This is a genomic window from Bradyrhizobium iriomotense, assembly GCF_030160715.1.
Taxonomy (GTDB): Bacteria; Pseudomonadota; Alphaproteobacteria; order Rhizobiales; family Xanthobacteraceae; genus Bradyrhizobium; species Bradyrhizobium iriomotense.
Genome location: NZ_BSOW01000002.1, coordinates 286,436 through 311,759 on the forward strand (window position 1 = coordinate 286,436; position 25,324 = coordinate 311,759).

A 25,324-nucleotide genomic window follows, 5' to 3' on the forward strand; every position below is an offset into this window, starting at 1 on the left:
TGATCAGGCGACGAATTCGACCAGCTTGTCGAAGAACGAGCTCCAGCCGCGCTGGTGGTTGTCGCGCGCGGTTTCGTCGAAGAACTGGGTATGATGGAAGATCATCAGCGTGCCGCCGTTGTCGGGCTTGAACGAGATGGTGACGAGCGATTCGCGTTCCGGCGTCGAGTGCCAGGCCCAGGAGAACACCAGCCGCTCGTTCGGCACGACCTCGCGGTAGATCCCGCCGGCCTCGAAATATTCGCCGTCGTCGCGGACAAAGCTGATCCGGTAGCGGCCGCCGGTGCGGACGTCGAGGTCGGCCTGCACCGTCGCAGGCTTCATGCTCGGCGGCCCGAACCACTGTGCTAGCTGCTCGGCCTGCGTCCACGCGGCGTAGACTTTTTCCGGCCGCGCGCGGAAGCGGCGCGTGAGGGTGAGGCTTGGGCGCTCATCGGCGCGGGCGGCGGCCTGGTTGATGGCCATGGGTCGTCCTCCACAAAAGCGGCAAGGCGGTCGAGATTTTCGGACCAGAAGCGCGCGTAGCGATTGAGCCAGTTCATCGCCTGCTCCATCGGCTGCGCGGTGAGCCGGCAAGCGACCGTCCGCCCGGTCTTCTCCCGCACGATCAGGCCTGCATCCGACAGCACTTCGAGATGCTTCATGATCGCGGGCAGCGAGATCGCAAACGGCGCGGCCAGCTCGCTCACCGACAGGCTGTCCTCCTCGACGAGACGCGCCAGCAGCGCGCGCCGCGTCGGATCGGACAGCGCCGCAAAGGTTCGGTCCAACGTCTCGTCTTGATACTTAACCATATGGTTTACTATAGGCGAAAGCGCGAGGACGTCAAGCGGGACCGCGCACATGATCCTCCGCACGAGTACGTGATCGCCTAAAGCGCGATGAGATTAGGATGAATCGTCATCGCGCTTTAGGTTGTTGTTTGCGCATGATCTTTTCGGAAAACCGCTTCACACTTTTCCGGATCATGCTTTGGAAACCGGTTCTGGACCGCATATGAGAAGCCCCGCCTCGCGGCGGGGCTTCATCGGCGTCGTGCGCCAGCCGAGATCGCTAGTCGACCTTCAGGCCGGCGAACTCGACGACCTTCTTCCACTTGTCGGTCTCGGCCTTGATCATGTCGCCGAACGTGTCCGGCGTCTGCACGAGCGGCTCGCCGCCGAGTTCGACCAGACGCTTGGTCATGTCGGGCTCCTTCATGATCGTGTTGATCTCGCCGTTGAGCCTGGCGATGATCTCCTTCGGCGTGTTCTTCGGCGCGCCCATGCCGAACAGCGCGCTCGCCTCGTAATTCGGAACGGTTTCCGCGATCGCCTGCACGTCGGGCAGCTGCGAGGAGCGGTCGGCCGTGGTGACGCCGAGCGCGCGCAACGAACCGGAGCGAATGTGCTGGATGATCGAGGGCATGTTGTCGAAGATCACCTGCACCTGGCCGCCGAGCATGTCGGTGATCGCGGGCGCCGCGCCGCGATAGGGCACGTGCTGCATCTTGCAGCCGGTCATCGCCATGAACATCTCGCCGGACAGATGCACCGAGGTGCCGTTGCCCGAGGAGGCCATGTTCACCTTGCCGGGATTGGCCATCACATATTCGATGAACTCGGCGACGTTCTTCGCCGGCACGTCCTTGTTCACGGTCATCACGTTCGGCACGCGCTGGAACGAGGCGACCGGCGCGACGTCGCGCACGAAGTTGAACTTGAGATTGGCGTAGAGCGAGGCGTTGATGTAGTTGGCCGGATTGACCAGCAGCAGCGTGTAGCCGTCGGGCTCGGCATTGATCACCGACTCGGTGCCGATGTTGTTGCCGGCGCCGGGCTTGTTCTCGATCACGAATTGCTGGCCGAATTTTTCCGACAGCCGCTGGCCGATCAGCCGCGCCAGGATGTCGGTGGCGCCTCCCGGCGGATAGCCGACGACCCATTTCACCGGCCGCGCCGGATAGTCCGCTGCGAAGGCCTTTGACAGCGGCGCGGTTGCAAGCGGACTGGCGGCGAGCAAGCCCAGCGCAGTGCGGCGTGTGATCATCTGAAGTGTTCTCCCAGTTTGTTGTTCTTGAAGGCAGCGCGTTGTAACAAAGCCCGCCGGCAACGAGAAGTGCGCCAGCCGCATCGCGACGAAAGGATAAGGCATGTCCGTCAAGGTCCAGGCCCTCGACCACCTCGTCATCAACGTCGCCGACGTCGCACGCACCGCCGAGTGGTACCGCAAAATCCTCGGCATGGAAGTGAGGGTGTTCGACCCGGGCGGCGGCAAAGCGCCGCGGACCTCGCTGGTGTTCGGGCAGCAGAAGATCAACGTCCGGCCGCGCGATGCCGACAAGGTGGAGTGGTTCACCGCGGACCACCAGACTGCCGGCAGCGAGGATCTGTGCTTCCTCACCACGGCCCTGCCGGACGAGGTGGTGGCGCATCTGACGGCGCATGGCGTCGCGATCGAGGAAGGCCCGGTGGCCAAGCAGGGCGCCCGCGGCATGCTGCGCTCGGTCTATTGCCGCGATCCGGACGGCAGCCTGATCGAGATTTCGTCGTATGAGGACGGCAGCAGGTAGAATTCGTAGGGTGGGTTAGCCGACGACGTTGTGGCTGTCTCAACACGCGACGGCGGAAGGCGTAACCCACCATTCCGCGGGTGGGAGAAGCGGTGGGTTACGCTTCGCTAACCCACCCTGCGGCAGCGGAGAATGCTTCTTCAGAACGATCCCAGCGCGACCGGGCGGAAGGCCTGCACGAGCTGCTGGTCCAGCTTGCCGCCCATGCCCTCCAGCATCGAGAAGGCGCGGGAGTGCGTGAAGGGCATGCGGTAGGCGCGCTTCTCGACCAGCGCAGCGTAGATGTCGACGATCGTGGTCAGCCGAACGATGTCGCTGATCTGGTTCGACGAGAGCTTGTTCGGATAGCCGCTGCCGTCGAGAAATTCGTGGTGATGCAGCACGACATCGAGCATTTCCGGCGGGAAGCCGCCTTGCGCCGCGAGTGCCTCATAACCGCGACGCGGATGCTGGCGAACCTCGTCCATCTCTTCGTCGGTGAGCTTGCCGGGCTTGTCCAGAAGCTGTGTCGGCACGAAGGCCTTGCCGACGTCGTGCAGCAAAGCGGCGCGGGTCAGGCGGCGCTGGTCGTCCTCGCGCATGCCGAGATGCTGCGCGAAGGAAACCGCAAAGCCGGTGACGAACAGGCAGTGGCGATAGCTGCCGACATGGTGGCAGCCGACGGTGGTGAGCCACTCGCGCAGCGAGGAATGCTTGATGGCCTTGAGGATCTTGCTCTCGGCCGCGACGACGTCGTCGAAGGTCAGGGGCACGCCGAGCGGCAGCTTCTCGAACATCTTCGCCAGCACCGCATGCGCCGCCTCGACACCGCGGTTCAGCGTCTTGCCGCGATCGGAGGCGTCATAGGTGGTGGTGTCCGGAAACGCGGCGCGGATGCGCTGCAGAATCGCCTCGGGCTGCAGCGGCCGCGAGATCGTGTCGGTGGCGCCCAGCGCCCAGGCCTGCATGGTGCCGTGGTGAAGCGCATCCGCCAGCACGAACAGACGCGGCATCGAGCGATAGGCATCGCCGCGCAGCTTGTTGCGCACCCGCTGCACGCTCTCGGACGAGCGCAGGTTGATGTCGACGACGATGCCGGAGAGATCGCGCGCCGGCTGCTCGGGGATCTCCTGGGTCGAGACGGTGGAGACCTCGCCGACCGACTGGAGGATGTCGGCAAGCTCGCTGCTCTGGTCGCTGCGGTCGGAGGCCAGCAGGAGCCTGCGTTTGGCGGCGGGTTTGGCTGAGGCGGTCATGGCTTCCCCAAGAGGCACTGACAGAGCAACTGACAAGAGCACTACGCTCGATTGCACCATCCTAGCTGCAATCAGGTTCTCCGGCCCTTAATGCGCGTGCTGAACGGGAACCTGCGGGGTTGGTTAAAATTCGAGGGATTTTGCCGAGTACCGGCGGGTCGGGAAGTTTCGCCACACTTACCGCTGTCGTCACCCGCGAAAGCGGGTGATCCAGTATTCCAGAGACAGCGCGAGGATACGGAGAGGCCGCAGCGTACTGGATGCCCCGCCTTCGCGGGGCATGACAGCGAATATGTGGCCGCGGTGTACCGCCTCGCGCAACAATACGCGCAAGCAAAAAAATCCGCCGGAGGTTGCCCTCCGGCGGATCGTCTCGATCGCAATCTGCGGCCGGCCTTACGCCTTCATGTTCGCCTTCACGGCTTCCGCCGTGATGGGCAACGCGCGGACGCGGGCGCCCGAGGCGTTGAAGATGGCGTTGCCGATCGCCGGGGCGACCACCGTCACCGCGGGCTCGCCGACACCGGTCGCCTTCTCGCCATTGGCTATCACGGCGACCGCGACCTCCGGCATCTGGCTCATGCGCAGGGGCGTGTAGCTGTCGAAGTTGGTCTGCTCGATGCCACCGTCCTTCAGCGTCGCCTTCTCGTACATCGCAAGCGACAGGCCCCACAGCGCCGCACCCTCGACCTGGGCGCGGATGTTGTCGGGATGCACCTGCGTGCCGACGTCGGTCGCGACCGTGAGCTTCTTCACGGTCACCTCGCCCGAGGGCGCGACGGCGACGTGCGCGACGCACGCCGTCCAGCTTGCCGTGGCGCGCTCCTGCGACGACACGCAGGCCACGCCCATGCCTTCACCCTTCGGCAGCTTCTTGGTGCCGTAGCCGGCAAGGCCCATCGCGGCGAGCAGCGTGTTGCGCAGCCGCTGCGCGCCGCCGTCGTTCTTGCCCGCGCCGTCGAGCAGCGAGATGCGGAGCTGGGCCGGATCCTTGCCCGTCGCAGCCGCGATCTCGTCGATCATGCTTTCGACGGCCCAGAAGGTCCAACCCGGCGCCACCGAGCGGAGCTGACCGGACGGGGTGGCGTTGTGCGCCATCTCGTTCTTGATCGCCCGCACGTAGTGGTTCGGCACCGTGTAGAAGAAGTCCGACCCGTTCACCGTGAAGGAATCGAGCGGTCCCTTCTTGTCGACCGAGGGCGACAGGAAGTCCGGGATTCCCCATCGCTGGGTCGGCCACGCCGAGACCACGTCGTGGCTGATCGCGACGAGCTTGCCGTCGCCGTCCACGCCGGCTTTCACTTTCTGGTAGGTGAGCGGACGCGAGAAATCCATCGTCATGTCGTTCTCGCGCGAGTAGATCACCTTGACCGGCTTGCCCACGGCCTTGGCCGCCTGCACCGCCGGCACCATCATGTCGGCATCGAGCCTGCGGCCGAAGCCGCCGCCGAGCCACAACTGATGCATGACCACGAACTTCGGATCGATCCCGGCGGCACCGGCGGCGATCGCGCCGGAGCGCGTCGCGAACTGGTTGCCGGAATAGATGTGCAGGATGTCGCCCTTGAACTCCGCGGTGGCGTTCATCGGCTCCATCGGCGCGTGGATGTTGATGTTGGTGGTGTATTCCGCCTCCAGCACCTTGGCCGCCGAGCCGAACGCCGCATTCGGATCGCCGTCCTTGACGAAATACTGGCCGGAATCGTCAAGGCCCTGGAGACGCTTGGCTTCATCGAGCAGCGACTGGCTCGACAGCTTTGCGTTCGGACCGCCATCATAGCTGATCTTCAGCGCATCGGCGGCCTTGCGCGCATTGGCGTAGGTGTTGGCGACGGCGACGACCCAGCCCGAGGTGGTCTGCGTCTTGTCGTCGATGGTGACGGCCTTGATGAAGCCCGGCACCTTCTTGGCATCGCTGTCGTCGACCGATTTCACCGTGGCGCCGAAGCGCACCGGCGGAGTCACCACCTTGCCGTAGGCCATGCCCGGCAGCATCACGTCGATGCCATACTTGGCCGTGCCGTTGGTCTTGGAGGGGATGTCGAGCTGCGGCACCGACACGCCGATCATGGTGTACTGATCCGGCGTCTTCAGCGTGATCGCCTTGAGCTCATCGGCCGTGAACGTCTTGGTCGCCTTGCCGCTCTTGACGACGTCGGCAAAGCTCATCTGCTTCTTCGACTTCGGATGCGAGATCACGGAATCGCGCACCACGAGCTCAGACGCAGGCACGCCCATTGCGGTGGCAGCGCCTTGCGCCAACGCAATACGCCCCGCGGCGCCCGCGCGGCTCATCGCGTCGAAGTTCATCATCGTCGACCAGCTGCCGCCGGTGATCTGCGCACCCAGCACGGGGTCGTTGAACTTCGGATCGTTGGAGGCGAGCTGCACGCGCATGTCGCTCCACTTCGCGCCCAGCTCCTCGCAGACGATCTGCGCCATGGTGGAGGCGATGTGCTGGCCCATATCGGCCTTGCCGCAGGTCACAGTGACGAGACCTTCCGGCGAGATCGCGTACCAGACGCTCGGCTCCAAGTTCGAGGGCGCGGCGAGCGCCTCGCTGACGCCGGGCACGCCGGCATAGCCGAGCACGAGACCTGTGGCCGCAGTTCCAACGAGGAACGAGCGACGGCTGAGATCGGTCGTCTCTGGGGTGACGTTCTTCACGTGCTGGTTCATGTGGGCCTCCGCTCATTGCCGGAGGCGGACGCGGTACGCATCTCGGTGGCGGCACGCATGATCGCCTTCTGGATCCGCGAATAGGTCATGCAACGGCAGAGATTGCCGTCCATGTGTGCGACGACTTCTTCCTTGGTCGGATTGGGATTCTTCGCGAGCAGCGAAGCCGCCTGCATGATCTGCCCCGACTGGCAGTAACCGCATTGCGGGACCTGCTCGGCGATCCACGCCTTCTGCAAGGGGTGATCGCCCTTCGCGGAGAGGCCTTCGATGGTGGTGATCTTCTTGCCGGCGACATCGCCGACCATGGTCTGACACGAGCGCACGGCTTCGCCGTTGACGTGCACGGTGCAGGCGCCGCACAGACCGGCACCACAGCCGAATTTCGTGCCGGTCATCTGCAATTGCTCGCGGATCGCCCAAAGGAGCGGCGTATCGTTCGCCGCATCCACGGACATACTCCGCCCGTTGATGGTGAGAGTAGGCATGGCTTCTTCCCCTGCCGGTGCATGAAGCCGCTTACGGCGGCAACTTGTCTGGCGGACGCCCACCGGGCTGGCGTCAACCTTGACGCAAGAATGATCGCGTTCGTTTGCCGAGGCAAATGCAATTTGGAATCGATCGAAACAAACGTGATGCACGCATCAGCGTTGTGCGTTGCGACAAGGCCGCCGACGCAACCGGCTGACGGAATAAGCGGCAAAATCCGCGTGACGCATGCAAGCCATCACGGCATGCCTTCAATGATCTGCCAGTATCCTCGAAGTAACCCGTCACGCTAGGATGTTCGACAAACGAACACGGGCAGGCGCGCGATGCGAAGGTGATGGAGCTGCTTCCGGACATCGACGTGCCCACGCTGACCGTGGTCAGCGCCGACGACACGCCGTTCCTCGCAGCGTCCGACTACATGGCGGCAAAATCCCCGGCGCACACAAGGTCGTGATTCCCGCGGCCGGGCATGCCGTCAACTTCGATCAGCCGCAGGCTTTTGTTGACGCGGTGGTTCCCTTCCTGAAGAATCTGCCGCACGAGACGGGCCGCGAAGGGACCTGAACGATGAAGCCGACGATGGTGGCAACTGTCACGATGGCGCTGGGCATGATGACGGCCGTGGCGCAAGCCGAGCAATCGGCACCGCCGCGCCTGCCCTTCGTCGTGACATTGTCGAACACCGCGCCGCTGGCCTTCGGGATGGATGCCGCCCAAGCGGCGCAGGCGCTGGGCCAGCCGCTGCAATATGTTCGCGGACGCCCCGGCAACGAGATCTATCTCGCCTTGCGCAATCTCGGCGGCAGCCGGCTCATCCCCTACCGCCACCGCCTGTTCCTGCAATTCCGCCATGGTCGGCTCGCAGGGTGGAAAGAGGACTACGGCGAGAACTGGATGTGGGAGTAGAACGCGGCTCCCGACCCTCATGGTGAGGAGCGCCCACCGGGTCCGCGCGAAGCGCGGCCCGATGACAGGCTCCGGCGCGTCTCGAACCATGAGAGCCCGGCTCTTGCAGCGCGGGCCTTCATCCTTCGAGACGCTTGCTTCGCAAGCTCCTCAGGATGAGGGGTGAGAACAATATTCTGGACCAACAACCAGCAACGAAGGACAACCTCGTGGGACACGACATTAAACTGACGGCCTCCGACAATTTCCAGCTCGGTGCCTATCGCGCCGACCCGACTGGCGCACCGAAGGGCGCGGTGGTGGTGATCCAGGAGATCTTTGGGGTCAATCATCACATCCGCTCGGTCTGCGACCGGCTCGCCAAGGAAGGCTATGTCGCGCTCGCGCCCTCGATCTTCGATCGCACCTCGCCAAACTTCCAATCGGGCTATTCGCCCGACGAGATCGCCGAGGCGCGCAAATTCGTCGCCAACCCCGACTGGGCGGCGATGCTGCGCGATGCGCAGGCCGCGATCGATGCGGTGAAGAGCGTCGGCCCGGTCGGCATCATCGGCTTCTGTCTGGGCGGCAGCATCGCCTATGTCGCGGCGGCCCGGCTCTCCGGCCTCTCGGCTGCGATCGGCTATTATGGCGGCGCGGTCGTGCGCTTTGCCGATGAGAAGCCGAAGGTGCCGACGCAATTGCACTTCGGCGAGAAGGACACCGGCATTCCCTTGACCGATGTCGAGACCATCAAGGGCAAGCGCCCGGACGTCGAGGTCTTCATCTACGCGAACGCCCAGCACGGCTTCCATTGCGACGAGCGCGCGAGCTACGACAAGGCCAGCGCCGACATCGCATGGCCGCGCAGCATGGCGTTCTTCGCAGAGCATTTGAAGTAGTGCGCGCTTCCCTCACCGTCGTCATTCCGGGATGCCTGCGTAGCACGCAGGCCCGGAATCCATCAGGCCTCGGGGTCTGCGGCTAAATGGATTCCGGGCTCGCGACTTCGTCGCGCCCCGCAATGACGAGTGAGAGAGGATCAGAACCAGCGCTCGCCGACGTAGACGGTATCGCCCGGGCCGACGGGGGTGCCGAGCGGCACCACGGCACGCATTGCGCCGCCGGCATCGCTGCGGGTCACCGTGACCACGTCGCGCTTGGCGCGCGGCGAGAAGCCGCCGGCAATCGCGACCGCGCTCTCGACGGTCATGTTCGGCACGTAGGGATATTGGCCGGGCGCAGCAACCTCGCCCAGAATGAAGAAGGGACGATAGGCTTCGATCTCGACCGCCACCGACGGCTCGCGGATATAGCCGTTGCGCAGGCGCGCGGCGATTTCGGACGCGAGCCCCGCCGTGGTGCGGCCGCGCGCCGGCACCGCGCCGATCAGCGGCATGGTGATCGCGCCGCCGGCATCGATCGCGTAGGTGTTGGTGAGACCTTCCTGGCCGTAGATCACGACGCGCAGCTTGTCGCCGGCATCGAGATGATAGGACGCGTCGTAGCGCACCGGCATGGGCGCAGGCATCGGCGCGGCGTAGCCGACCTCTACGGGCGCGGGAGCTGCGGCAAAGGAATTGCGGAGTGCGCTGATGGCGCCGCCACCGGAATTGTCGACGACGGCGACCGGCTGCGGCGTGCCGGGCTGGCCATAGGCCATGTAATCGAGATCGCTGCGCGGCTGGGCGATCGCGACGGGACCGACAGTCTGCATGCAGCCGCCAAGGGCGAGCGCGGCGGACGCTGCCAAGATCGACAATCGAAACGCGCGCGCAACCCGCACTGGAGCCATCCCTTGAACCGAGATGGCTCCAGTCTTGCACCTGGTATGGTTAATAAAACGTTTCGGGTAGGCTTGGCGCGACAATACAACCAAGGCCGCGCGTGCGCCCCTCCCCCGCTTGCAGGAGAGGCGCTGCGAGTTCGCGGCTAGACTACGCGCTCACACCGACGCCGATCGGACAGGACACGCCGGTGCCGCCGAGGCCGCAATAGCCGGCCGGATTCTTGGCGAGATATTGCTGGTGGTAGTCCTCGGCGAAATAGAACTCGCCGGCGGGCGCGATCTCGGTGGTGATGGCGCCGAGCCCCTTGGCTGTGAGCGCCTTCTGATAGAGCGCCCTGGACTCGTCGGCCGCCTTCTTCTGCGCATCGCCATAAGCGTAGATCGCGCTTCGATATTGCGTGCCGACATCATTACCCTGGCGCATGCCTTGCGTCGGGTTGTGGTTCTCCCAGAACGCCTTCAACAGCCGCTCGTAAGAGATTGTCTTCGGATCGTACACGACCAGCACCACCTCGGTGTGGCCGGTGCGGCCCGAGCAGACCTCTTCATAGGTGGGATTGGGCGTATGGCCGCCGGCATAGCCGACCGCGGTGACGTAGACGCCCTCGCCAAGCTCCCAGAATTTGCGCTCGGCGCCCCAGAAGCAGCCCAGCCCGAACACGGCCTGCTCGAGCCCCGCTGGATAGGGCGGCTTGAGCGTCGCGCCGTTGACGAAATGGGTGGTGGCGGTCGGTAAGGGCTGCGCACGGCCCGGCAGCGCCTCGGCTGCGCTCGGGAGTGCAGTGGTCTTGCGCATGAACAGCATGATCGGATCTCCGAAACGAGCTGTCCGTCGCCCAAGCAGGGCGCTCAGGCGGCGTGCTCGCGATACTGGTTGAATATAGGCATTTACGTCTGGAGAGGCAGCCCTGTTACGCCGCCTCCTTTGCAGGAGCGGTCAGTCCCGCGAATAGCCGATCAGGGGTTTCCGCGGCCGGAACAGGATCATCAGGAGGATGCCGAGAATGCCGAGCACGGCGAAAACCGGCTGGTCCAGCACAAGGCGGACCACCGAGGTCCAGAGCCAGGGGGCCTTGGCCTCGACCCAGGTCCGGAACGCCTGCTGGCTGGCCTGATGGATATCATTCCAGAACTGGCCGAACCGGGTGAACCGCAGGGTCTGGTCCGCCACCCAGCGGGCGCCGTCATAGACCATGAAGATGAAGCCGCCAGCGAGCAGCAACAGGCCGATCAGTCGGAAAAAGCCGCGGATCATGCATCACCTTAAATAGGCCCGTCCGACCGGGACGAGGCGAAACGCCGCCAGCCAATACCGGGACGAAAGCGGAAATTCAACCTCGTCAGTACGTTACGGCAGTTCCCGGGCCGCCCAAGGTGGTTTGCCGGCCTCCCGAAGCCGTTGACGGTGCCGCAGGCCCCCTCTATAAGGGCGCCAACTGGCGGCGGGCGCAATCCTGCCGCCGCTGTTCTTTGAGCCAGTTCCTTGAGCCATGTGAGGCGATAGCCGCAAGGCTGGCGCGCGGGCTCCAAAGAACAGCCTGAGCAACCGAACACCCTAAAACCGAGCGTCGATTTCGCGGTTCAAGCAGCCGGCGCTAATCCGAGCAAGAAGCGACCGGTCACCGCAGAGGATTTTTGAGACTATGGCCAACACCACTTCCGCCAAGAAAGCGACGCGCAAGATTGCCCGTCGTACCGCCGTCAACAAATCGCGCCGCACCCAGATGCGCGGCGCAGTCCGCACCGTCGAAGAGGCGATCAAGACCGGTGATCGCGCCGCCGCGCTGAAGGCGCTGGCGAACGCCGAACCCGCCTTGATGCGTGCCGCGCAGCGCAACATCATTCACAAGAACAACGCGAGCCGCAAAGTGTCGCGGCTGACGCATCAGATCGCCAAGCTCGGCAAGTGATCTGACCGAATACCGCGTAAGCAGACCAAGCCCGGCATGCGCCGGGCTTTTTCGTTTTGTTGCTACGCATGACGGAGATCAGAGAGCCTCAAGCTTCTGCTTCAGAGCTCCGCGATCGGAGCTCTTTGATCCGCGCTTTGTGACAGGAGCTTTGATCCGAGCTCTTGGAAAAACTTTTCGGCGCGCTATTTTACCTCCCGTGGTTTTACCTGCCGGGTTTTACCTGCTGGCGATTCCGTCACACCGGAAACTTTCATTGCAGTTGCGAAAAGCCTGTGTGCGCAGCAGAACGAATTCCTAGCTCGCCCATCTTTCTGCACACCGTAGTTTCCACGGGCGCGCGTGCAACGACAGGGTTACCCTGCAAAACGAGACTCGAAAAACGATGTCTCGATAATCACTTATCCACATAGTGGCGGGAAGCATTTGGAAAATTGGCTTGCACGGCACTCGCGTGACGCTTTTGTAAATTTTTTTTGCGCGCCGTCGGAGAATTGTCACACAACGCGCATTGCCTTCGATTCTGCACGGCGATTCAAAAACTTGGTTCTCGACCCTGTGAACAACTCCCGCGCGGCGTTAACGCAGATCAGGATTTAAGCTCCTCAACTGTGAATCAATTCCGTTGCGAGTCTCGGCGCATCGTGTATTTCTTAAAGCCGTCCGCAGCGCCCACGATCTTTAGACCAGCGCGGTTTTAGAAACGGGGCGAGCGTGCTAATCGGCGGCGGTGTGCACGTGGGCGACGCTTTACCAAGCGATTGTCGGTTTGAAACCCATAGCAATATGGGAACGGTAGTGCTTTGTCTAAATGTCTCCAGGCGGGGCATTCTTGCCTCGTTCGCGTTCAGGCGCAACGGAGAGACAGCGACGAACTACCCGACAAGCGCAAAGCGGCGCCACCCGGACGAGTTAGGAAAGACGGGCGGGCCTCGCGTTGGGGATGTGGAGTTCCTACGCGAAGTTCATTGGACGACACGCAGGACCTTGCCGTGAGCAATCACGGCAGGACGGGGAGGCACCATGTCGAACGAACGTAACGCGGTATTGAATCACATCTCTTCTTCCAACGATGCCGTTTCGAGTTCGTCCTGCGACCAGCCTCCGGCGGATCCTTGCGCGCTGAGTACGCGCTGACCTCGCGAACCCTCCATTCTTGACATCACTGGTCTGCTTTGCGGCGTTCGCGCCGAACAGCTGACCCGTGCCTTCAGGATGGACTCGCTTGAGGTCGTGCCGTGGCAGGAAACCTGCAACGGCGCTCGCAACGCAACCTTATCTCCAAAGAAAAGTTTTTAGACAATGACATCGGAACAGGATCGCTGGTCACGCGTGAAGGGGCGGCTGCGCTCGAGCGTTGGCGAGGACGTCTACACGAGCTGGTTCGCACGCATGGATCTCGAAGGAATGCAGGACGAGAGCGTGCGGCTCTCGGTTCCCACGCGCTTCCTGAAGAGCTGGATTCAGGCCCATTATGCCGAGCGCGTACTCTCCTGCTGGCAGGCCGAGGCGCCGGAAGTGCATCGTATCGACCTCACCGTGCGCACTGCCGTGCGCCCGACCGTTGCGCTCAAGGAAATGCCGGCGCCGATCGAGGCCAAGCGCATGGATGGCCGACCCTCGGCCGAGCTGCGCGCGACCGCGCCGGTCTCCGCCAACCATGACGCGCTCGGCGGCTCGCCGCTCGATCCGCGCCTGACCTTTGCAAGCTTCGTCGTCGGCCGCGCCAACACGCTGGCGCATGCGGCGGCACGCCAGGTCGCGGAAGGACGCCGCGGCGATCCCGTGATGTTCAACCCGCTCTACATCCATGCCGGCGTCGGCCTCGGCAAGACGCATCTCTTGCAGGCGGTGACCTGGGCCGGCAATTCCGGCAGCGAGCGCAAGGTGCTCTATCTCACTGCGGAAAAATTCATGTACGGCTTCGTCGCCGCGCTGAAGACGCAGACGGCGCTCGCCTTCAAGGAAGCGCTGCGCGGCATCGACGTGCTGGTCATCGACGACCTCCAGTTCCTCCAGGGCAAGTCGACGCAGGCCGAGTTCTGTCACACGCTGAATGCGCTGATCGATGCCGGCCGTCAGGTCGTGATCGCGGCCGATCGTCCGCCGTCCGATCTCGAGAGCCTGGACGATCGCGTCCGCTCGCGGCTCGCCGGCGGCCTCGTTGTCGAGATGGGATCGCTCGGCGAAGATTTGCGGCTTGGCATTCTCAAGTCGCGTGTCGCCGCCGCCCGCACCCATCATGCAAGCTTCGATGTGCCCGAGGAGGTGCTGAACTATCTGGCGCGCACCATCACCCATAACGGCAGGGATCTCGAAGGCGCGATCAACCGGCTGCTTGCTCACTCGAAGCTGAACAACCAGCCGGTGACGCTGGAAATGGCCGAACGCGAGGTGCGCGACCTGGTCAGGCCGCAGGAGCCCAAGCGCATCAAGATCGAGGACATCCAGCGCGTGGTGGCGCGGCAGTATAATGTCAGCCGCTCCGATCTCTTGTCCTCGCGCCGTACCGCCAACGTGGTCCGGCCGCGGCAGGTCGCGATGTACCTCGCCAAGACGCTGACCCTGCGCTCGCTGCCGGAGATCGGCCGCCGCTTCGGCGGGCGCGACCACACCACGGTGCTGCACGCGGTGCGCAAAATCGAGGCACTGGTCAGCAAGGATGCGGCGCTGTCCGAAGAGGTCGAATCCTTGAAGCGCCAGCTTCAGGAATAAACCCCTAGGGCCATCCCGACCCGTCATTGATCGTCCCGGCTTGCCGCCGGGACGGGGACAAAATCAGGATGTAAATCGTGGGGAACAGCACCCCAATCCCTTGAATCGGATGGCTTTACGCGCCACCTTGCGCGACCCTGACGGCTTTGATCATATCGGCTGGATGATCCGGCTTTGTCGGGTTTCTTCCCTGCCGCGGCGCCGCTTTCGGCTGCCCGGCTTTTCCATCCTGGGGATCGGGCGGGTAGTGCAATGAAGGTTACGGTCGAACGCGCGCAACTCCTGAAATCGCTGGGCCACGTCCACCGCGTGGTCGAGCGCCGCAACACGATCCCGATCCTCGGCAACGTGCTGGTGCGGGCAGAAGGCGCAAAATTGTCGCTGAAGGCGACCGACCTCGACCTCGAGGTGACGGAGACGCTTGCCGCGGAAACCGCGACCGCCGGTGCCACGACCGTGCCGGCGCACATGTTCTACGACATCGTGCGCAAGCTGCCCGACGGCTCGCAGATCGTGCTGGAAGGCGACGGCGACCGCTCGGTGCTGGCGATCCGCGCCGGCCGCTCGCGCTTCACGCTGCAGACGCTGCCGGAGAATGATTTTCCCGATCTTGCGGCCGGCGACATGTCGCATTCCTTCAATCTTGCCGCCAAGGACGTGAAGCGGCTGATCGACCGCACCCAGTTCGCGATCTCGACCGAGGAGACGCGTTACTATCTCAACGGCATCTATCTGCATGCCGCAGGCTCGGCCAAAGCCGCGACCCTGCGCGGCGTCGCCACCGACGGCCACCGCCTCGCCCAGCTCGAGCTGGTGCAGCCCAAGGGCGCCGCCGGCATGCCCGGCGTGATCGTGCCGCGCAAGACCGTCGGCGAGGTGCAGCGCCTGATCGAGGACAGCGAGGCCGAAGTCACGATCGAGCTGTCGCAGGCCAAGATCCGCTTCACCATCGGCAACGTGGTGCTGACCTCAAAGCTGATCGACGGCACCTTCCCCGACTACGGCCGCGTCATCCCGCAGAACAACGACAAGGAGCTGGTGGTCGACAAGAAGGATTTCGAGGCCGCGGTGGACCGCGTCTCGACCATCTCCAGCGAGCGCGGCCGCGCGGTGAAACTGTCGCTCTCCGCCGGCAAGCTGGTGCTGTCGGTGACCAATCCGGATTCCGGCAGCGCGACCGAAGAGCTCGAGGTCGAATACGCCTCCGACGCGCTCGATATCGGCTTCAACTCCCGCTATCTGCTCGACATCGCCGCCCAGATCGAGGGCGAGGTCGCAACCCTCAAGCTCGCCGACCCGGGTTCACCGACTCTCGTCCAGGACCGCGACGACAAGAGCGCGCTCTACGTGCTGATGCCGATGCGGGTGTGAGGGCGCGTGGCTCCACATCAATGCCAAACAATCTCCCATGAACCAGGCGTGATGCGCATTGCTGCGCCCTCTCCCCTTGTGGGAGAGGGCAGCTCCGCTATCGGCCACGATCTCACTTGGGTGAGGGGTTAGTGCCGCGCGAGCCGTCCCATCGGCCTGCTCCAAAGCATCTCCGCGAATTCGCGAAGACCATGCGGCGAGAACCGACGGATGCCGAAGCGACGATGTGGCGATTGCTCAGGGACCGACGGCTTTCGGCCGTCAAGTTTCGTCGACAGGTCCCGTTCAAGCACTACATTCTCGATTTCGTCTGCTTCGAGCAGCGGCTTGTAATTGAAATCGACGGGAGGCAGCACTCCGAATCGCGAAGCGACGCGACTCGTGAAGCCGCACTCATTGCAGAAGGGTTTCGTATTGCTCGCTATTGGAACAATGATGTGTTGCAGCAGCCGGTGGCTGTACTGGAGGACATCCTTGCAAAGCTTGCTGCGCGGTAAGATACCCCTCACCCGTCGCCTCACTTCGTGAGGCGCCACCCTCCCCCACAAGGGGGGAGGGTAAGAGAACCTCCCATGACCCCCTCCCGTATTCATCGCCTGACGCTGACGCATTTTCGCAATTACCGGGCGGCGGGGCTCGAGACGGCGGCTGACATGGTGGCGCTGGTCGGGCCCAACGGGGCGGGCAAGACCAATTGCATCGAGGCGATCTCGTTTCTGTCGCCGGGACGCGGCTTGCGGCGGGCAACGCTGGAAGACGTCGCCGACAACCAGGGCGACGGCTCCTGGGCGGTCTCCGCGCAGGTCGAGGGCGCGCTGGGCCTGGCCACGCTCGGCACCGGCATCGATGCGCCGCGCACCGACAGCACGGTGAGCCGGCGCTGCCGCATCGACCGCGAGCCGGTCAATTCGGCGAGCGCCTTCGGCGACCACATCCGCATGGTGTGGCTGACGCCGGCGATGGACGGCCTGTTCATGGGCGCGGCCTCCGAGCGGCGGCGATTCTTCGACCGCCTGGTGCTGGCCATCGACAGCGAGCATTCCAGCCGCATCTCGGCGCTTGAACGGTCCTTGCGCTCGCGCAACCGGCTGCTCGAGGTGCGCAATTATGACGACCATTGGTGCGACGCGATCGAGCGCGAAACCGCGGAGCTTGCGGTCGCGGTCGCAGCGACGCGCGGCCAGACCGCGGCAAAGCTGACCGAGATGCTCAATGCCCGCGCGCAATCCTCCGCCTTCCCGTCGGCTCAAATCGCGCTCGACGGCTGGATGGAGAACGCGCTGCTCACCGAGACCGCGACTTCGGTCGAGGACCGCTACCGCCAGATCCTGCGCGACAACCGTCCGCGCGATGCGATCGCCGGCCGGACCACGGACGGCCCGCATCTGACCGATCTTCAGGTGGTGTATGCGCCAAAAAACATGCCGGCGCGCGATGCCTCGACCGGCGAGCAGAAGGCGCTGCTGATCGGGCTCGTGCTGGCGCATGCAACGTTGGTTGCGGAGATGACCGGCATCGTTCCGCTGCTGCTGCTCGACGAGGTCGTCGCGCATCTCGATCCGAACCGCCGGGCGGCGCTGTTCGAGGAGCTGCGCAAGCTCGGCGCGCAGGTCTGGCTGACCGGCGCCGATCCGGCAGCCTTCGCCGAGATCGGCGCCTCGGGTCAGGTCTTCGATGTCGAAAACGGGCGGGTCACGGCGCGGCGGTAGTCGCCTGCATTGAACCTGCCCGGTTCCTACCACGACTAGTCGTCTGAGGCCGCGCCGACGGTGTCGCAGCCGTTGCGATCGCGCGAGAACCCAGACGCGCGACATCCTTGGAGAGTGACCATGACGACGGTAAGGCGCGGGACGAAAGCCCCGGCACGATGGCGGCTGTTCGTGTGCGGCATTTTCCTCCTGGCGAGCTCGCCCATCGCGGCCAAGGCCGACGACGCGCTGCCGAAACCGCAGGTCGCCGAGTTCGATGAGACCCGGCCCTATCGCAGCTGCATGGCTCCGAGCCCACTCGCCAGGGTAATGGCTTGGATAGGCTGGCAAAAGCTCACGCCTGCTCCCGACGTCGACATGCCCGTACCGAAGCAATACAGCCTGAGGATCGTCAACCGCACGGTGATGCCCGGCATCGAGGCCCCGCTCCGGCGCACGCTCGACGCCTGCGTGCCCGCAAAGCTCAACGACGTGCTCGCCTTCTATCGCACGGAGCTCGGAAAACTCGGCTGGCAGGAACAGGGGGATGGCGCGGTGGTCGCCGCCGATCGCGTACAGCTCGCCTTCGCCTCCCCGGTGGGGCCAGCAACGCTGAAGCTCGGCCGGAAGGACGACAACACCACGGTCAGCCTGTTGCAGCGGAACCAGGGTGCCGCGACCAAGGCGAACATCATGCCCGAGCCCGGCCAGGCGAAGCTGGTGTTCAGCAATATCGGCGAGAAGGAAGCTGTGCTTGCGATCAACAAGCAGACCATCAAGCGCGCCGCCGACGCCAACGCGGTCTCGCTGGATCTGCCGCCCGGCAGGTATTCCTACGAACTGAGCGTGCCAGGCCATCCAGCCCAGGCGAACATCCTCACCGTGGCCGCCGGCGATGCCTGGGAGCTCACGGTCGGGCGCGATGGAGCGGCATGGTCGCCGCTCCATCTGTATTGACCTGCACCCGATTGATCGGGCCGGCGCGCGCACGCGGCGGTAGAACCTCACCGTTGAACCTGACGGGTTCCCTGGGCGACTAGTCATCAGAGGCCGCGCCGGCAGTGTCGCGGCCGTTGACATCGCGCGGCCCCTCGAGAGGCGCGCGATAATCCTGGAGATTTGATGATGTCGACGGCAAGGCGCGGGATGCAGGTCCCGGCACGATGGCGGCTGTTTGCGTACGGCCTGTTCCTGATCGCGAGCTTTCCGATGGCGGCGCACGCCGACGAGGGCATCGTCGACGTGCACAGCCTGCCGAAGCTGGACGGCGCGGAGGAGGACATCTCGCGCCCCGATCCCTACCGCGTGACATATAGAGTGCCGACCACAGTCGCGGTGACCACCGCCGCCGCGAAGAAGCTGTTTTTCGCCAATGGCTGGGTGCCCTATGTCCGGCCGCTCGATGAAAACAATAGTGGTCTCGTCTTCAAGAAGGGACGGCAGGGCCTCTCGCTTTCTTTTACGCAATGGCTCGGCCGGCCGGATCAATCGGGGGTCGACTACAGGCCGGACCGCATCTATTCGAATGTGCCGTTCCCCGATGGCGCGATCGATCTCGTGTTCGACGAGACGAGGCCCTATCTCGGCTGCATCGCGCCCACCGCTTTCGACGCAACAGCGGATTTCTACGCGAAAGAAATGGCCGCGATCGGCTGGCGCAAGCTTACGCCCGAGACAGCCGCACGCTGGCCGAATGCCGATCTGAGCGAAGCCGTTCCGAACGGCGCGCGCGCGTTCTACGGCCACGACGATGACGAGCGCGGCGGCTTCTATCGGCAGAAGCCGGTAATGCTGACGCTGACGCGCCGCGACGACGGCCGCACCAATGTCGAGATCAGGACCGCGCCGTTCGCGCTGCCGACCGATCTCGAGGCGGACGAGATGTCCGGCCTGCCGATACCGAGGCAGCACAAGTCGGCCGGAGGCAGAGGCGGCGATGCCAGATCGAACCGGCGCGAGCTGACGGTCGCCGCCCTGGCCGATCTGCCCGCCGTGCTCGCGTTCTACCATCGCGAACTCCCCGCACGCGGCTGGCAGGAAGATGGAAACGCGCCGCTCGCCGCGGGCGATGAGGTGGCGATCAAGATCTCGTCGGCCGAAGAAATCGGTGTGCTGCGGCTCGCCCGCAAATACGACTTCACGATGGTCTATCTGACCGCGCAGCTGAAGGAGTCCGCGATCGCCGCCCGCGCCAAGGCCAAGAAGGACGCCGACGACCAGTTCATGAAGGACGCCGATCAGATGGTCAAAGACGTCCTCGCCGCCGACCAAGTCCGACGCAAGGCGCAGGCCGCTACGCTGTCCGATTCCCCTTTGCAGGCGCTCGCAAACAGCAACATGCCGCTGCCGGTGCCCGAGAACGCGCAGGAGGTGGAATTCGACGACGGCCGGCTCGAATTCAACTCGACCTCGAGCGTGAAGGCGCTGGCCGCCTTCTACCGCGCCTCGCTAAAGCCCGCCGGCTGGAAGGAGCAGCCGTCCGTCATCAACCAGCCCAACATGGCGGTGATGGAGTTCTCCAAGGCCGGCAAGTCGATCTCGATGACCTTGATGCAGATGGGCGCCAAGGTGAATGTCAGCGCCAACGGATCCGGTCTGCGCGTGGCCGCGGCCACGCCGGCGGCCAAAGGCAAGCCGGCAAGCACCGACCAGGCTGGCGCGCAGGCCAAGGCTTCCGAGCCGCTGGAAGCGGATCCGGAGTCCGCGCTGCCCGTGCCGAAGCAGCGCACCTCGACCTCGCTTGGCACCGCAAAACTGCCGGGCATCGAGGCGCCGTCCCGCCGCGAGCTCGAAGCCAGCGTGCCTGCCGAGCTCGGCGACGTGCTCGCGTTCTATCGCACCGAACTTACAAAGCTCGGTTGGCAGGAGAAGCCGGATGGTGCGGTGATCACGGCCGATCGCGTCCAGCTCGCCTTCGCCTCCCCGCAAGGACCGGCGGTGCTGAAGCTCGGCCGCGCCAATGGCGAGACGTCGGTCAATCTTGTGCAGAAGAACCCGGATGCCGCGACCAAGGCAGACATCATGCCGAAACCCGGTCAGGCGAAGCTGCTGCTTGGCAATATGGGCGACAAGGACGCACAGCTCACGATCAACAAGCAGACCATCAAGGTTGCGGCCGGTGCGGGCGGTCCGCAGTCGCCGAAGGTTCCCATGCTCGATCTGCCACCGGGTAAGTACCAATATTCGCTGAAAATGGCAGGCCGGCCGGCCCGCAACGACACCATCGACATCGCTGCGGGCGATGCCTGGGGCCTGATGGTGGGTCCGACCGGCGAGGTGCTTCCGCTGCAGATGTATTGATCCTGCAGCCCTTGCCTGCAGCGGCCAGGTTGAACCTGGCCGATCCGTAGGGCGACTAGTGGTCCAGAGGCTGCGGCGGTGCCTATCGCAGTCGCGGCGTCGCGCTGGATCAAGACGCACGACATCCCTGGAGAGTGAGTGAGACGATGGTCAAGCGCGCATCAAATATTCCGACAGGATGGCGGCTGTTGGTGTGCGGCCTCTTGCTTCTCGCGAGCTGCCCGCTTCCGGCACACGCCGAGGGCGCGGTGCCGCACATGGCGCGGCTGTATTTGGCGCGGCTGTTGCCCGGACCGCTCAAGCTCGATCCTGACGTCGATCTGCCCGTGCCGACCCGGATCAGCCACACGCACTTCACCACCCAATATGCTGACGGCGTCAAGGCTCCGATCCGGCGTACACTGAGCGCCAGCATCCCTGCCGAGTTCAGCGACGTGCTCGCCTTCTACCGCGCCGAGCTGCCGAAGCTCGGCTGGCAAGAAGTGGCAGGTGGGGCCGTGGTCGCAGCCGAGCACGCGGAGCTCTCGTTCACATCCCCGGACGGGCCGGTCACGCTGGAGCTCGGCCGCGCAAAGGACGAGACCACGATCGAACTGGTGCAGCGGAACACGCAGGCCGCGGCCAAGGCCAATTTCCTGCCTATGCCAGGACAGGCGCGGCTGATCTTCGGCTATCTTGTGCCTGATGTGGCTTCGCTCGCGATCAACGATCAAACCATCAAGATCGCGGGCGGCGAGAATCATCCGCAAATGCTGGATCTGCCGCCCGGCACCTATTCCTACACGCTTGTCGTGTCAGGCCATCGGGTGCGCACTGATACCATCACCGTGGCCGCAGGCGAGGCCTGGGCCCTCAGGTTGAGTGACGACGAAAGCAAGTCGGACCGGGTCTACTGAACCGTAGCCTGTTCCGGGGGTGCCACAGCGCCTCGGAACAGGCCTCCGCGCCCCGCAAAAATCCACACCTTTGAGGACCAAAAACAGGGTCTCGAATCGGGCTTTTCAGGGAGCCCGGAATCGGCCTTCGAGCGCCTTGAAATCAGGCCCAAAAACCCCATCTACTCAAAGGGTTGCCGGAGGATACTTTGCGCTAGGCGCAATCGGTCTTTCATGGCACAAATAGCCTGCAAATCAGCGCCTTTTGCGCGGCTGATTCGGGCGACATCTCGAAGGCCTCTCATGACAGAACCTGCTCGGCAGACGCCTGCCGAAAACGAGCCCTCCAATCCGAGCGATTACGGGGCGGAATCGATCCGCGTGCTCAAGGGGCTCGATGCCGTCCGCAAGCGCCCCGGCATGTATATCGGCGACACCGATGACGGCTCCGGCCTGCACCACATGGTGTACGAAGTCGTCGACAACGCGATCGACGAAGCGCTGGCGGGCCACGCCACGCGCGTCGACGTCGTGCTCAATCCCGACAATTCCGTCACCGTGCGCGACGACGGCCGCGGCATTCCCGTCGACATCCACAAGGGCGAAGGCATCTCGGCGGCCGAGGTCATCATGACCCAGCTCCATGCCGGCGGAAAGTTCGACCAGAACTCCTACAAGGTCTCCGGCGGCCTGCACGGCGTCGGCGTCTCCGTCGTCAACGCGCTGTCGAGCAAGCTCGGGCTTCGCATCTGGCGCGACAACAAGGAGCACTACATCGAATTCGCGCATGGCGATGCCGTCGCACCGCTGAAGGTGGTCGGCGACGCACCGGGCAAGCGCGGCACCGAGGTGACGTTCCTCGCCTCGACCCAGACGTTCAAGAACGTCGAATATGATTTCGCAACGCTCGAGCACCGCCTGCGCGAGCTCGCCTTCCTCAACTCCGGCGTCAACATCATCCTCTCCGACATGCGCCACGCGGTCGAGAAGCGCGAGGAGATGCACTATTCCGGCGGCGTCGAGGAGTTCGTCAAATATCTCGACCGCAACAAGAAGGCACTGGTGCCGGCACCGATCATGGTGCGCTCGGAGAGCAACGGCATCGGCGTCGAGGCCGCGCTGTGGTGGAACGACAGCTACCACGAGAACGTGCTGTGCTTCACCAACAACATCCCGCAGCGTGACGGCGGCACCCATCTCGCCGGTTTCCGCGGCGCACTGACGCGTCAGGTCAACGGCTATGCCGAGGCCAATGCGAAGAAGGAAAAGATCGCGCTCACCGGCGACGATTGCCGCGAAGGCCTGACGGCCGTCTTGTCGGTCAAGGTGCCCGATCCGAAGTTTTCGTCGCAGACCAAGGACAAGCTGGTGTCCTCGGAAGTGCGCCCCGTGGTCGAGAACGTGCTCAACGAGGCGCTTGCGGCCTGGTTCGAGGAACACCCCAGCGAAGCCAAGATGATCGTCGGCAAGGTGATCCAGGCCGCCGCTGCCCGCGAAGCTGCGCGAAAAGCGCGCGAGCTGACGCGCAAGAGCCCGCTCTCGGTCTCCTCGCTCCCCGGCAAGCTCGCCGACTGCCAGGAGAAGGACCCGGCGAAGTCCGAGCTGTTCATCGTCGAGGGCGACTCGGCAGGCGGCAGCGCCAAGCAGGGCCGCAACCGCGAATTCCAGGCGGTGCTGCCGCTCCGCGGCAAGATCCTCAATGTCGAGCGCGTGCGCCCCGACAAGATGCTGTCATCCGAGCAGATCGGCACGTTAATCACCGCGCTCGGCACCGGCATCAGCGACGAATTCTCGGTCGAGAAGCTGCGCTATCACAAGATCATCGTGATGACGGACGCCGACGTCGACGGCGCCCACATCCGCACCCTGCTGCTCACCTTCTTCTACCGGCAGATGCGCGACATCATCGACGGCGGCTATCTCTATATCGCCCAGCCCCCGCTCTATAAGGTCACGCGCGGCAAGTCCGAGCAGTACCTGAAGGACGAGCGCGCGCTGGAGGACTATCTGATCGACGCCGGGCTGGATGATTGCGTCTACGTTCCTGGCACCGGCGGCGACCGGTCTGGCCGCGACCTGCGCGCGCTGGTCGACGACGCCCGCGTGGTCCGCAGCATCCTGCGCAATCTGCACAGCCGCTATAACCGCAAGGTGGTCGAGCAGGCCGCCATCACCGGCGTACTGAACAAGTCGATCTACGGCAATCCGGAGAACGCCACCGCGGCGGCGCAATACATCGCGAGCCGGCTGGACAATCAGGCCGAGGAGGTCGAACGCGGCTGGGTCGGGCAATTCGTCGAGGGCCAGGGCTTTCTGTTCGAGCGAACCGTGCGCGGCGTCAAGGAAGCGGCGATCATCGACGATGCCTTCCTGGGTTCGGCCGAAGCGCGCAAGCTCGACGAATTCACGACGAAGCTCCAGGACGTGTACGCCCGCTCTGGCAAGCTGCGGCGCAAGGACACCGAGCACGCCGTCCACGGCCCGGTCGACCTGTTCGAGGCTGTGACCGAAGCCGGCCGCAAGGGCATCACGCTGCAGCGCTACAAAGGTCTCGGCGAGATGAACCCCGAGCAGCTCTGGGAGACGACGCTGGACACCGAGGTGCGCTCGCTGCTCCAGGTGAAGGTCAAGGAGGTCGACGAGGCCGACGACATCTTCACCAAGCTGATGGGCGACGTGGTCGAGCCGCGCCGCGACTTCATCCAGGAACATTCGCTGAGCGCGACCATCGACATCTAGAAAAGCGGGAGCTGTCGGGAAACACATATCCCTGACTCTATAATGCTATTCCCTGACTCGATTTACGCACAACCTCGACTCTGAGATTCGCAACCCAACATTGTTTCGAGCGTCAACAGGCTAGCGGCGCGCCCCCCCTGAAGCCCAAAGATCGGCCAAGCTCCGCAGGCGGCTCAGGGCCAGCTTTCAACGAGTGGAGCAATGTGCGCCGCCGTACCCGGCCCATAAGGCCCCTCCAAGCGGCCACAGAGCTTTCTAGCCACTTCTCTAAAGCCGGCCGCCGACGCCAGAAGGCACCAAGAATAGCGCGTCTCTCCGCAAGAAAGGAATCTTGTCCGGAAAGAAAGCAATTGCGCGATCGGTGAAAGCGATTGGAACACGCCTCTCTCATGGTGCCGCTGCTGTTAGATCTTCCGCAAAAACGTTGTCTTTTTTAGCCAAGCCGCGACATGAGGATGATGGGCCGTTGCGCGGCACGGCCAGCCGAAACCCAGCCCCTGGATGTCGCTTAGCCGTCGCCTCCACGTCAGGCTCGCAACGTTCGGGGCGCTCCGAAAGCCTTCTGGCGCCTCGCCCAGGCGCTCCCAGCGACTGCCCGAGGGACTGCTTGGCGTCCCAGCCAGGGCGGTCGGTCACCTTCACAGCGACGACGGGCGGCTTCTCAGCCACAAATTCGGCCTGTACACCCTAGAATCCTTTGGTCGCCATAGTCGCGTTCAAGGATTCTATCGCCGGCCAAAACTCTGAAGCAGATCGGGCTCCATGATCCGGTCCGCGCGCCGCTGTTCAGGAAGGCCCACGAGACCCTTGATGATTGGGCCGGACAGGTCGTTTCTCAGGAGCCAGCGCCACCCTCTCGACCGGCGATATGAAATGGGGCGATCGGCGCTTAGCGGCTCCTCGATCACGCATTTGCGCCGGCCACGCGTCATCCAAATAGCGATGACTGGCTGTTCCCGCGGGGCTACTTACACGACAGCTGGCTGGATCATCTCTACTAGGATACGGAGCTCGATCGTATCAAGTCTATGAAGCGGTGTAGCGGGACTCATAAACGCGTCAAAAGACACATAAGTGTGTCGCGTTTCTCCCGTT

Annotated in this window: 21 protein-coding genes and 1 pseudogene; 13 read left to right on the plus strand and 9 right to left on the minus strand. The window is 64.1% G+C overall.

The annotated features are described in order from the left end of the window. Positions 1–3: 3 nt before the first annotated feature. The 3 genes from QQL28_RS03620 to QQL28_RS03630 all read right to left on the minus strand — a co-directional run bounded on the left by QQL28_RS03620 (position 4) and on the right by QQL28_RS03630 (position 2,028). Positions 4–465, minus strand: coding sequence for an SRPBCC family protein (locus tag QQL28_RS03620; protein WP_284261172.1), 462 nt, complete (start codon positions 463–465; stop codon positions 4–6). After that, entirely contained in the window at positions 348–794 is a 447-nt protein-coding gene (locus tag QQL28_RS03625; protein WP_284261175.1) for an ArsR/SmtB family transcription factor, read from the minus strand. Before QQL28_RS03625 ends, QQL28_RS03620 begins: the two co-directional genes overlap by 118 nt. 259 nt (positions 795–1,053) lie before the next feature. Continuing rightward, entirely contained in the window at positions 1,054–2,028 is a 975-nt protein-coding gene (locus QQL28_RS03630) for a Bug family tripartite tricarboxylate transporter substrate binding protein (protein WP_284261177.1), read from the minus strand. Between the two features lie 103 nt (positions 2,029–2,131). Here QQL28_RS03630 and QQL28_RS03635 point away from each other — a divergent pair, with 103 nt between their 5' ends. Next, positions 2,132–2,551 carry a VOC family protein gene (locus QQL28_RS03635; protein ID WP_284261179.1) on the plus strand — a complete coding sequence of 140 codons (420 nt, stop codon included), beginning with the start codon at positions 2,132–2,134 and terminating at the stop codon, positions 2,549–2,551. A gap of 140 nt (positions 2,552–2,691) precedes the next feature. Here the strand turns inward: QQL28_RS03635 and QQL28_RS03640 are convergent, their stop codons facing one another. The 3 genes from QQL28_RS03640 to QQL28_RS03650 form a co-directional block, all read right to left on the minus strand. Continuing rightward, a complete protein-coding gene (locus tag QQL28_RS03640) occupies positions 2,692–3,786 on the minus strand; it encodes an HD domain-containing protein (RefSeq protein WP_284261181.1) in 1,095 nt (364 codons plus the stop codon). Positions 3,787–4,182: 396 nt separating this feature from the next. Then, positions 4,183–6,465 (minus strand): xanthine dehydrogenase family protein molybdopterin-binding subunit, encoded by a 2,283-nt coding sequence (locus tag QQL28_RS03645; protein WP_284261183.1) that lies wholly within the window; start codon positions 6,463–6,465, stop codon positions 4,183–4,185. Continuing rightward, positions 6,462–6,953, minus strand: coding sequence for a (2Fe-2S)-binding protein (locus QQL28_RS03650; RefSeq protein WP_084808318.1), 492 nt, complete (start codon positions 6,951–6,953; stop codon positions 6,462–6,464). The genes QQL28_RS03645 and QQL28_RS03650 overlap by 4 nt, the downstream gene beginning before the upstream one ends. Before the next feature lie 323 nt (positions 6,954–7,276). On the opposite strand from QQL28_RS03650, the pseudogene QQL28_RS03655 reads away from it, so the two are divergent. The 3 genes and pseudogenes from QQL28_RS03655 to QQL28_RS03665 all read left to right on the plus strand — a co-directional run. Further along, positions 7,277–7,521 (plus strand): annotated as a pseudogene (locus QQL28_RS03655) (alpha/beta fold hydrolase); the annotation flags it as partial. 3 nt (positions 7,522–7,524) lie between these two features. Next, complete coding sequence (locus QQL28_RS03660; RefSeq protein ID WP_284261192.1) at positions 7,525–7,863, plus strand: hypothetical protein; 339 nt, start codon at positions 7,525–7,527, stop codon at positions 7,861–7,863. Positions 7,864–8,072: 209 nt separating this feature from the next. Further along, complete coding sequence (locus tag QQL28_RS03665) at positions 8,073–8,744, plus strand: dienelactone hydrolase family protein (RefSeq protein ID WP_284261194.1); 672 nt, start codon at positions 8,073–8,075, stop codon at positions 8,742–8,744. 140 nt (positions 8,745–8,884) lie between these two features. Here QQL28_RS03665 and QQL28_RS03670 read toward each other — a convergent pair whose 3' ends face one another. The 3 genes from QQL28_RS03670 to QQL28_RS03680 all read right to left on the minus strand — a co-directional run bounded on the left by QQL28_RS03670 (position 8,885) and on the right by QQL28_RS03680 (position 10,886). Then, on the minus strand, positions 8,885–9,637 hold the full coding sequence (locus QQL28_RS03670; RefSeq protein WP_284261196.1) for a polysaccharide biosynthesis/export family protein: 753 nt from the start codon (positions 9,635–9,637) through the stop codon (positions 8,885–8,887). A gap of 142 nt (positions 9,638–9,779) precedes the next feature. Further along, on the minus strand, positions 9,780–10,436 hold the full coding sequence (msrA, locus tag QQL28_RS03675) for a peptide-methionine (S)-S-oxide reductase MsrA (protein WP_284261198.1): 657 nt from the start codon (positions 10,434–10,436) through the stop codon (positions 9,780–9,782). Between the two features lie 132 nt (positions 10,437–10,568). Then, entirely contained in the window at positions 10,569–10,886 is a 318-nt protein-coding gene (locus tag QQL28_RS03680; protein ID WP_284261200.1) for a hypothetical protein, read from the minus strand. Positions 10,887–11,274: 388 nt separating this feature from the next. Here QQL28_RS03680 and rpsT point away from each other — a divergent pair, with 388 nt between their 5' ends. The 9 genes from rpsT to gyrB all read left to right on the plus strand — a co-directional run bounded on the left by rpsT (position 11,275) and on the right by gyrB (position 24,229). Continuing rightward, positions 11,275–11,541, plus strand: coding sequence for a 30S ribosomal protein S20 (gene rpsT, locus QQL28_RS03685; protein WP_284261202.1), 267 nt, complete (start codon positions 11,275–11,277; stop codon positions 11,539–11,541). A gap of 1,302 nt (positions 11,542–12,843) precedes the next feature. Further along, a complete protein-coding gene (gene dnaA, locus QQL28_RS03690) occupies positions 12,844–14,256 on the plus strand; it encodes a chromosomal replication initiator protein DnaA (protein WP_284261204.1) in 1,413 nt (470 codons plus the stop codon). 252 nt (positions 14,257–14,508) lie between these two features. After that, entirely contained in the window at positions 14,509–15,627 is a 1,119-nt protein-coding gene (dnaN, locus tag QQL28_RS03695) for a DNA polymerase III subunit beta (RefSeq protein ID WP_284261206.1), read from the plus strand. Positions 15,628–15,758: 131 nt separating this feature from the next. Then, entirely contained in the window at positions 15,759–16,124 is a 366-nt protein-coding gene (locus QQL28_RS03700; RefSeq protein WP_284261208.1) for an endonuclease domain-containing protein, read from the plus strand. 75 nt (positions 16,125–16,199) lie between these two features. Further along, on the plus strand, positions 16,200–17,336 hold the full coding sequence (gene recF / locus QQL28_RS03705; protein WP_284261210.1) for a DNA replication/repair protein RecF: 1,137 nt from the start codon (positions 16,200–16,202) through the stop codon (positions 17,334–17,336). 120 nt (positions 17,337–17,456) lie between these two features. Further along, positions 17,457–18,272 (plus strand): hypothetical protein, encoded by an 816-nt coding sequence (locus tag QQL28_RS03710; RefSeq protein WP_284261212.1) that lies wholly within the window; start codon positions 17,457–17,459, stop codon positions 18,270–18,272. A gap of 168 nt (positions 18,273–18,440) precedes the next feature. Beyond that, entirely contained in the window at positions 18,441–20,615 is a 2,175-nt protein-coding gene (locus QQL28_RS03715) for a hypothetical protein (RefSeq protein ID WP_284261214.1), read from the plus strand. Positions 20,616–20,761: 146 nt separating this feature from the next. Then, on the plus strand, positions 20,762–21,511 hold the full coding sequence (locus tag QQL28_RS03720; protein WP_284261216.1) for a hypothetical protein: 750 nt from the start codon (positions 20,762–20,764) through the stop codon (positions 21,509–21,511). A 282-nt stretch (positions 21,512–21,793) separates the two neighbouring features. Continuing rightward, the gene (gene gyrB, locus QQL28_RS03725; protein ID WP_284261218.1) at positions 21,794–24,229 is read left to right on the plus strand and encodes a DNA topoisomerase (ATP-hydrolyzing) subunit B; all 2,436 of its coding nucleotides are present in this window, start codon (positions 21,794–21,796) and stop codon (positions 24,227–24,229) included. Positions 24,230–25,324: the final 1,095 nt, after the last annotated feature.